The following is an 8,762-nucleotide window of genomic DNA, read 5'->3' as shown; positions in this document are numbered from 1 at the left end:
CCCCAACCCCGCGCGGAGAGTGGGTCGAGCGTCGGTGCTCGCCGCCGCTGGAGTGGCTTGGGTGGCGTTCCGGGTGGTCTGGGGCGTGTCGGTGGCGGGGGGGGGGGGAGGGGGGGGGGGGGGGGGGGGGGGGGGGGGGGGGGGGGGGGGGCGGGCGGCGCCCCCCCCCACACCCATGTAGGGGTGAATTTTCAGCGAGCATCGATTGCAGTCGGATCCAGAGCCACCGTCGTCTTGGTGTGGAGTCCTCCGGTGACCTTGTCGGTCCATCGACTCATCGCGAAAACCAGGATGGCGGCGGCGACGAAGAAGCCGGACATGATGAGCAAGCCGGTCTCACTCGATCCTGTTCTGTCCTGCAGGAAGCCGAACAGGTACGGGCCGATCAGCCCGCTGAGGCTGGCAAGGCCGTTGATCATCGCGAGGGCCACAGCAGCCAGACCCGCGGTGAACACCTGCGCAGGCATGGAGTTGAACGAAGGAAGTGAGCCGAAGAATCCACCGGCCGCGAGGCTGATGCCGAGCAGTGCGAGGTAGGGATTACCGGTAAGGGCCGCGGTCGCCAGTCCTACTGCACCGGCTATCTGAAGCATGGTCATGTGCCAGGTGCGCTCACCGGTCTTGGACACGTTCTTCGAGACGAGGATCATGACCACGGCCGCGAATGCCCACGGTATGGCCGACACCATTCCCGATGCCACGAAGCCGAGATCGAATTGGCTGCGAACGATCGTGGGGAGGAAGTACGCAATCGTCCAGTAACCGATCGTCATGCAGAAGTACAGGATCGTGAACGCCCATGCGGCGGGGCGACGCAGCACAGCCCAGAGGTACTTGATCTCGTGGCCGGGACCGTCGGGACGTTGTGCGGAATGCTTGGCGAGGTACTCCTTTTCGGAGTCATCGAGCCACTTTGCCTCCGACGGTCCGTTCGGAAGGCGGAGGTAGATGTAGGCCGCGAGTGCGATGGCGGGGATGCCCTCGATGAGGAATGCCCAGCGCCATCCCGCCAGCCCGAAGAGTCCATCCAACGACAGCAGCGACGAGGTAAGGATGGATCCGACGGCGAGTGCGATCGGCACTGACAGGTTCAGCATCGAGTACGTCTTGGGGAGCATGCGTGGGGGACACCAGAAGGCCAGGAACAGCAGTGCACCGGGCGAGAATCCGGCCTCGGCGACGCCGAGCATTATTCGCACGATGTACAGCGTGACGTCGTTCTGGACGAACGCCATGAGCATTGTGCAGGCACCCCAGCTGACCATGATGCGGGCGAGCCATACTCGAGCTCCGAATTTGGCCATTGCCATGTTGGACGGGATCTCGAAGAAGCAGTAGCCGATGTAGAACAGCCCGGCGGCCAGCCCGAACGTTGCGGCGGACAGTCCTAGGTCCTCCGACATCGGTCCGGCCAGAACACCGATGTTGGCTCTGTCGATATACGAGATGAACATTCCCAGCATGATGACCGGGATCACCCGGCGAAGAGTCTTCTTGTAGATCCGGACTTCGATGTCGTCGACGGGTGAATCGTCCGACGTGCGTTGATTTTTCATCGGTTGGCTCCTCGGGAATACGATTGTGCGGTGCGTGTCCGGTGCTGTGGCGGCTGCAGGCGGGGTGTTGTAACTGCTGGACTTCCCGCGCGCCGCGTTCGATGTGCTCATGTGATCCACAGCACTTGCTGCTCAGGCGACTATAGGTACGAGCGGCCATCTCTGACCAATACCAATCAGCTGTACTTTCAGTGCAAAAATTGATGAATCCCGGACGCGGCCGCCGCGTCGAAAGCCGACAGCACCCTTGATCCGGACGGGCTCGTTTATCCGTCGCGGATATGAATACGTCGCGATCGAGTATTGGACGTCATCCCATAAGGGGTGGACGCTCGAAGTCAGCGCAACACCGCGCAGCGCCGCGTGGTCATCGATGCCCAGATGACGGAGGCGGCCATCGACTTCAGGAGTTCGAAGTGAGTACTACCCGACATGAGGGTGCCTACCTGGTCACAGGTGGGGCCGGTGCCATCGGTACTGCCATTTGTGAGCGGCTGGTGGACATGGGACTCTCCGTTGTGGTCGCAGACGCGAACGCGCAGGCCGCAGAGGACGTTGCAGGTCGTCTGAAGTGCGACTACGTGACGGTCGATCTCCGCGACCGTGCAAGCGTCGACGCTGCCGTCGAGACCGTGGTCCAGGAGCATTCCGCCATCCGCGGTGTCGTCAACTGTGCGGGCGTGACTCGATTGATGGACTTCTTCGAGATCTCGACCGAGGACTGGAACTGGATGATGGATATCAATGCGTTGGGAACGATGCATGTGATGCAGGCCGTGGGTTCTCGCATGCGGGATGCGGGTGCCGGCGGAAGTATCGTCAACGTCGCCTCGATCGCAGGGAAGGGCTACCGGCAGACGTCCAACGCTGCCTATGCCGCAACCAAGGGTGCTGTTCTCGCGCTCACCAAGGTTGCTGCGATTCAGTTGGCACCGTTCGACATTCGAGTCAATGCCGTGTGCCCGGGCCCCACCAACTCGCCGCTGCTGAACGTGCACAATACGCCCGAAGCGCAGGGAAGAATCGCAGAAATGGTCGAGCACGTACCGCTGCGCCGCTTCAGCGAACCGTCCGATATCGCTGCCGCCGTGGCGTACCTGCTCATGGCGAATGCGGTCACCGGGCAGTCCATGAACGTCGACGGCGGCTTGGTCTTCGACTGAAGCGCTGACGTCGGGCGACTTGGGTCGTCAGCGGACCCCGGATCGACACCGCCACCCCGGCACTCCTGGAAGGGAGTGCCGGGGCGGCGGTGTCGAAGGCCTCGGTACGAGTCTCAGCGGTCGAGGAACGTATTGATCGCCGAGGCAACCTGACCCGGATCGACGAGGTTCGCGAAGTGGGCTTGTCCCGTCAAAACGTTTTTCGATACGTTGCGGAGCCTGGATTCCAAGTAGGCCGAAGCGCCGACGAGATGTTTCGGGCTTTGTTCGCCCACGAGAAGCATTGTCCTGGTTGCCGATTCGCCGTATTCCGACATCACCGACACGCATGCGTCGATCTGTTCCAACTCGCGAGTCCAGGTGGGTGCGAGCGAGAGAAACAGTCCCCACAACGGTGTCGCCGCAATGGCTTCCGTCTCGGCCGCGGGTGCGCGAATGAAATGCTCCATGGCAATACGCATCGCCCCATCGTTGTCGGACGCTGCGATCGCTGCCGCATACGGGGCGAGATGCTGCCCCGCGACCGGCCCGTCCACCGGTAGTGGCGGCTCGTACAACACCAGGGACGCCACCTGCGAACCTCGTCGAACGGCTTCTAGGGTGCAGATCGAACCGTAGGAGTGACCGACCAGGGTCGGTACGCCTCCGGTCGACTCGGCCGCCAGGGCGAGGACAGCTGCGATGTCGGCGGCCTCGGTCTCGAGCGTGTACTCCGGTGCGTCGCCGCTCAGACCTCGTCCACGGCGATCGAGAACGAAGACCCGGTGGTCGATAGCGAGATGTGAGGCTACCTGCAGCCACGACTCCGCTGTCGAGATACTGCCGTGCACAATCACGACAGGCGAACCGGAACCGAGGCAATGTACCCCCAGCGAGGTTCCATCGGCCGACGTGACCATCTCGGTGGTGATGTCGTCTACGGGTGAATCAGGCTGTGCCATAAACACACTCCCATCATCGAGGTCGAAACAGGATACGAGGGGCGGTCACTTGAGCAGGCGAATCGAGTGCTCGTCGACGTACTCGCGCATTCCCGCTTCACCGAATTCACGGCCGATTCCGCTCTGCTTCACCCCGCCGAACGGCATCCGCAGATCGAGTGACTCGAAGGCGTGAGTATTGATGAACGTGCTGCCGGCTTCGATTCGACGCGCAATGGCCAGACCGCGATCGGGATCTGTGGTCCATACCGAGGAGCCGAGCCCGTAGTCGGAGTCGTTCGCCCATTCGACGACCTGGTTCTCGTCGTCGTACGCGATCAACGGGATGACGGGTCCGAACTGCTCGCAGCTGCTGACCGGAGCGGAGTGCTCCACATCGCGGACCACGTGAGGAAGGATGTAATAACCGTCGGATGCGGAATCGAGCTTTCGTCCGAGCTGTACGACCTTCGCTGACGAATTCTTCGTCTCTTCGATGAGTGCGTTCACCGAGTCGTACTGAGTCTTGTTGTTCATCGGCCCGAAGCTGGCACTTTCGTCGAGCCCGTGGCCGACGGAGTACTGGTCAACACGCTCGCAGAAGGCGTCGGCGAATGTGCCGTACAGGGCGCGTGGAACGTAGATTCGCTTGACGGCGAAGCAGATCTGGCCCGAACGGGTGAACACACCTTTGAGCATCCGGTCCAGGGCGGCATCGATGTCGACATCGTCGAGCACGATGGCGGGATCGTTCCCGCCGAGTTCGAGGGTCAGGTTCTTGATGGTCCCCGCAGCTGCCGCCATCACCCGGCCTGCAGTTGCCGTACCCCCGGTGAAGCCGATCTTGCGAACGAGCGGATGTGAGGTGAGAGCCTGTCCCACATCGGCATTGCCGTGAACGACGTTGATGACGCCGGCAGGGAGGGTTTGGGCCATGCGATGCAATGCCACGGTCAGTGCGGCCGGCGCGAAAGGCGACGGCTTGATGACGATCGTGTTCCCTGTGGCAAGAGCGGGAGCTAGCTTCATCATCGTCAGGACCACAGGCATGTTCCACGGAACGACGGCACCGACGACGCCGCGGGGCACCCGCTCGATACTGATGAAGCTTTCGTCGTCGTCGAACTGGACGGGATCGAAGAATCCGTCGACGAGGCTCGCAGTATGTTGCATGACGCCGGTGCCGAGGCCGAAGTCGGTCTGCGCTTCCCACAGCATTCCTCCGTGCTCGCGCACGAGCTGTGCTGCGAGATCGGAACCGCTCCCCGCCAACGCATCTGCAGCCGCGAGCATCAGGCGTGCGCGTTCCGCCGGATCTACGTTGCGCCAGGACAGATACGCGCGGTGCGCGGCCTTCACTGCGAGATCCACATCGTCGGGTGTGCCGACGGCGACGCGGGCGGCTACGTCACTCAACCTGCCCGGATCCACGACGTCGTCGTACCGATCGGAATCGGTCAACTCGTTGTCGATGAGATGGCCGACAGTGAGCAGGTCGTTCATGGTGGTCATGTGCGTTTCTCCTGGTTGTTGTGCGACGTGAGGGTGACGTGAATCAGAAGACGACAACGGGTTTGACGGTCGATCCGTTCTCGGAATCTGCGAACGCGGTGTTGATGTCGTCGAGCGTGTAGTTCTTGATGAGCTTGTCGAAGGGAAAGCGTCCCTGCTCCCAAAGAAGAACCAGCCGCGGAATGAACTGCTGAGGCACCGAACTCCCCTGGATGATGGTCTTGAACGTCCATCCCTTCACCAGTGACGCGCCGATCTCGAAAGTGACGTCCGTGCCCGGTGCTGCCGCACCGACCAGCGCCACAGTTCCTCCGATCCCCAGGGACGCCGCCGCCTGCTGCAGCACCGAGGGAACCGCTGTGGTGTCCAACGCGTAGTCGAGCCCCTTGCCTCCGGTGATCTTGTCCAGTTCAGCGAGCACATCCTCGCTCTTGCCGTTGATGGTGTGAGTGGCTCCGATGGTCTTGGCCAGTTCGAGTCGCGAGTCGTGCAGGTCGATCGCCACCACCGTGGTGCAGCCTGCGATCTGGGCGGCCATGATGGCGGCAGATCCGACGGCACCGGTGCCGAATACTGCGATCGAAGTGCCGGGTGCCGGCCGCAAGTCGTTGAGTATCGCGCCTGCGCCGGTCTGCAAGCCGCAGCCGAGAGGCGCGATGATTTCGAGCGGTGCCTTCTTGTCCACCTTGATCACGCTGGTCTCCACCACGTTGGCGTAGGTGGAAAATGCGGACTGCCCGAAGAAGTGCGAGGAAATGGCCTCCTCTCCGGCAGACAGAGAGGTCGAGCCGTCGCGGCGCGCACCACCGAAATCCTCGGCGAACAAGTTCTCGCAGTAAGCAACTCGCCCCGATCGGCACTGCACACACTTGCCGCAGTAGGCGGCTGAGAGGACGACGTGATCGCCGATCTCGACGGTGGTGATATCGGAGCCGATCGCTTCGACGACGCCTGCACCCTCGTGTCCGAGGACGGCGGGCAGGGGCGTCGGGTAGATGCCGTCCCGGACGATGGCGTCCGTGTGGCACACGCCGGACGCGACGATGCGGACCCGTACCTCATTGGCTCGGAGGTCGTCGAGTTCGAGCTTCTCGATGGTGAGAGGATCGCCGGTGGCGCGGGCTACAGCGGCGGTAACGGTGGTGCTCACGAGTGTGCTTCTTTCGATTCGGTGTCCACCCGCACAGCGGGCGACACAGTGGTGGCGGTGAAGTGGTCGGCGTGCTGTCGGGTAGCGGAGTGTCGATCGCTGACGAATAGGACAGCGAGGCAACCGATTCCGGCGAATGCTGCGAACGAGTAGAAGTTCCAGTCGACGCCCAGTGCCGAGGATGCGATCCATCCTCCGAGAATCGGCCCGAATATCGCACCCACTCGTCCGAGTCCCAGGGACAAGCCGAGGGCGGACGTTCGATCTCTGTCGCCGAAATATGTTGCAACGTAACCGTTGACGAGTATCTGTGTCCCCACTGTGCCGAGTCCTGCGATGGCGACCACGATCATGGCGGCGTAGAGCGGCAATCCGAGGCTCAGGGAGAGTATGGCGAGGACGGCGAGCAGGAACGAGGTCACGGTCACCGGCTTGCTTCCGAATCGGTCTGCGATCCGGGACGCGATCAGGGCGCCGGCTATCGCACCGAGATTGAGGACGAGGAGAAATGTCAGCGAACTGCCGAGCGAGTAGCCGGCTTGGCGCATGATGTTGGGAAGCCAGGTATTGACGCCGTAGACGAGCAGCAAACCGCAGAAGGATGCCACGACGAGCAACGCCAGCGGAACTCTGCGTGCCCCGGTGAACAACGATGACATCGTGCCGCGGGTCTCGGATGTAGTGGCCGGGGTGGCAGTGATGCCGAATTTGTCAGCGAGAGCATGGGCTTCGTCGGTCCTGCCCTTGCCGACAAGGAATGCGGCCGATTCAGGAAGGTATCGCCACGTCAGCGGGACGATGGTGATGAGCGGAAGCAGACCGAGTGCGTACATGACGCGGAAGCTGTTCTCGGGAAGCAATGCCAGGGCGGAGAGCGCGGCGAGCACGCCGCCCACCGAGTAACCGCTGTACATCAGAGCGTTGTTGAACTGGCGACGTGCAGGGGGCGAGTACTCGATTGTCAGCGCGATGACCGTCGGAACGACACCGCCGAGTCCCAGCCCGCCGAGGAAGCGGAGAAGACCGAAGATCTCCGGGTTGGGGGCCAGCGCGGTCAGGCCCATGAGAACCGAGAACGAGATCAACGAGGTCAGAATGATCGCGCGGGCTCCGACTCGGGGTGCCAGCCAGCCGGAAAGCAGGGCGCCGAGAAGCATTCCCATCAGCGCGTAGCTACCGATGGTGCCGACCTGGCCCGGTGTCAGTTCCCATTGCTGATACGCGAGAAGAGAGGGGACAGTGGTTCCGTAGACGACGAGGTCGTAGCCGTCGAAGACGATGATCACGAAGCAGAGCGCTACGACGGTCGAGCTGGAACGGCGGGCGCCCGACGGGCTTGGCCCATTCGTGGCCAGGGGATTCACCTGATTCCTCCGATGATAGGTGTTCGAACACCGGCCGATGCGATCTCGCGCAGATTCGATTGACCTCGAATGTGCGAGTCGGCTATGTGAGTACAGTCACTATGTGACAGAATGGTCATGAAAGTCAAGAGGAATGACACATTTAAGTCGATCGGTGATCGACACAGGTGGGAGGAGGGGTCGATGCGACCACGTGCTCTGGTGTTCGACCTGTACGGGGAGTACTTCCGTTACACCGGCGGAGCGGCCAAGTTGGGCACTCTGACGGAGCTGATGGAGGTATTCGGTATCGAATCGGCGACGGTGCGCGTCGTGATGGCGCGGCTGCGCAAAGAGGGGTGGTTCGACTCGACCAAGAGTGGTCGAGAGGTGTCCTACCTGCTCAACGAAAGGAGTTGGCGGCTGCTCGACGACGGTCGGGCTCGCATCTTCGAGCGGCACTTCGACGACTGGGACCGTACTTGGACGCAGGCCTTGGTCGATGAAGAAGGGCTGGGGCGAGAGCAGCGCAAGCGCATCGAGACTGCTCTGAACTGGTACGGGTTCGGCGAATACGGTACTGCGGCATGGTTCTCGCCACATGACAGGGAGAAGCAGTTACGCGAAATGCTGAGCGGCGAAGATGAACTACGGATTCAATTCCTGCGGAGTCAGACATCCGGGCTGACGAACGATCGCTCCATAGCCGATCGTTGTTGGGACCTCGCCGAACTCGGCGGTGAATATCAGGCCTTCATCGAGGAGTTCCAGCCGCGATTGGCAGGCTTCCGTCGTGGGCTGGGCGGCCGGCAGGCGCTGGTCGAACGGATGAAACTGATTCAGAACTACCGTCGTTACCCGTTCCGTGATCCCGACCTGCCCGACACTCTGTTGCCGCCGGGTTGGCGTGGTCGGGCTGCGCACGAGGTGTTCACCGAATGTCACGACGAGCTGCGTACGAGTGCCGAGGTGTTCGTGCTGGAGGCTTCGGGAGATGCGTCGGCGGCGAAGCCCTAGACGGCCTATATGTAACAAAAAGATTGACTTTGAGTAGATTTGTGACACACAATAAATTGGTCGCCCGAGATCCGGGCCCTCACTCCACGCTAGGGGCCGAC

The 8,762-nt window shown here is 62.1% G+C and carries 7 protein-coding genes; 2 read left to right on the top strand and 5 right to left on the bottom strand.

The annotated features are described in order from the left end of the window. Positions 1-191: 191 nt before the first annotated feature. Positions 192-1,556: an MFS transporter gene (locus tag R4P57_RS12640; RefSeq protein WP_317803179.1), complete on the bottom strand. Its 1,365-nt coding sequence runs from the start codon at positions 1,554-1,556 to the stop codon at positions 192-194. A gap of 416 nt (positions 1,557-1,972) precedes the next feature. On the opposite strand from R4P57_RS12640, the gene R4P57_RS12635 reads away from it, so the two are divergent. Then, positions 1,973-2,719, top strand: coding sequence for an SDR family NAD(P)-dependent oxidoreductase (locus R4P57_RS12635; protein ID WP_317803178.1), 747 nt, complete (start codon positions 1,973-1,975; stop codon positions 2,717-2,719). 113 nt (positions 2,720-2,832) lie between these two features. Here R4P57_RS12635 and R4P57_RS12630 read toward each other — a convergent pair whose 3' ends face one another. Genes R4P57_RS12630 through R4P57_RS12615 form a run of 4 tightly spaced genes read right to left on the bottom strand, consistent with a single transcriptional unit; the run spans position 2,833 to position 7,587 of the window. After that, positions 2,833-3,660 (bottom strand): alpha/beta hydrolase, encoded by an 828-nt coding sequence (locus R4P57_RS12630; RefSeq protein ID WP_317803177.1) that lies wholly within the window; start codon positions 3,658-3,660, stop codon positions 2,833-2,835. A gap of 45 nt (positions 3,661-3,705) precedes the next feature. Then, a complete protein-coding gene (locus tag R4P57_RS12625; protein WP_317803176.1) occupies positions 3,706-5,151 on the bottom strand; it encodes an aldehyde dehydrogenase family protein in 1,446 nt (481 codons plus the stop codon). A 43-nt stretch (positions 5,152-5,194) separates the two neighbouring features. Next, positions 5,195-6,301: an NAD(P)-dependent alcohol dehydrogenase gene (locus R4P57_RS12620; RefSeq protein WP_037150283.1), complete on the bottom strand. Its 1,107-nt coding sequence runs from the start codon at positions 6,299-6,301 to the stop codon at positions 5,195-5,197. After that, positions 6,298-7,587, bottom strand: coding sequence for an MFS transporter (locus R4P57_RS12615; RefSeq protein ID WP_317803175.1), 1,290 nt, complete (start codon positions 7,585-7,587; stop codon positions 6,298-6,300). The genes R4P57_RS12620 and R4P57_RS12615 overlap by 4 nt, the downstream gene beginning before the upstream one ends. A 261-nt stretch (positions 7,588-7,848) precedes the next feature. Here R4P57_RS12615 and R4P57_RS12610 point away from each other — a divergent pair, with 261 nt between their 5' ends. After that, entirely contained in the window at positions 7,849-8,661 is an 813-nt protein-coding gene (locus R4P57_RS12610) for a PaaX family transcriptional regulator C-terminal domain-containing protein (RefSeq protein ID WP_317803174.1), read from the top strand. Positions 8,662-8,762: the final 101 nt, after the last annotated feature.

This window comes from Rhodococcus sp. IEGM 1330 (assembly GCF_033142445.1).
Taxonomy (GTDB): domain Bacteria; phylum Actinomycetota; class Actinomycetes; order Mycobacteriales; family Mycobacteriaceae; genus Rhodococcoides.
The sequence above is the reverse complement of the archived record's forward strand: the minus strand, read 5'-3'. Positions and strand labels throughout refer to the sequence as shown.

Bases quoted from the DNA above. Each gene is read 5' to 3' on its own strand.
- R4P57_RS12610 (WP_317803174.1), top strand. From the start codon at position 7,849: ATGCGACCACGTGCTCTGGTGTTCGACCTGTACGGGGAGTACTTCCGT.
- R4P57_RS12630 (WP_317803177.1), bottom strand. From the start codon at position 3,660: ATGGCACAGCCTGATTCACCCGTAGACGACATCACCACCGAGATGGTC.
- R4P57_RS12625 (WP_317803176.1), bottom strand. From the start codon at position 5,151: ATGACCACCATGAACGACCTGCTCACTGTCGGCCATCTCATCGACAAC.
- R4P57_RS12640 (WP_317803179.1), bottom strand. From the start codon at position 1,556: ATGAAAAATCAACGCACGTCGGACGATTCACCCGTCGACGACATCGAA.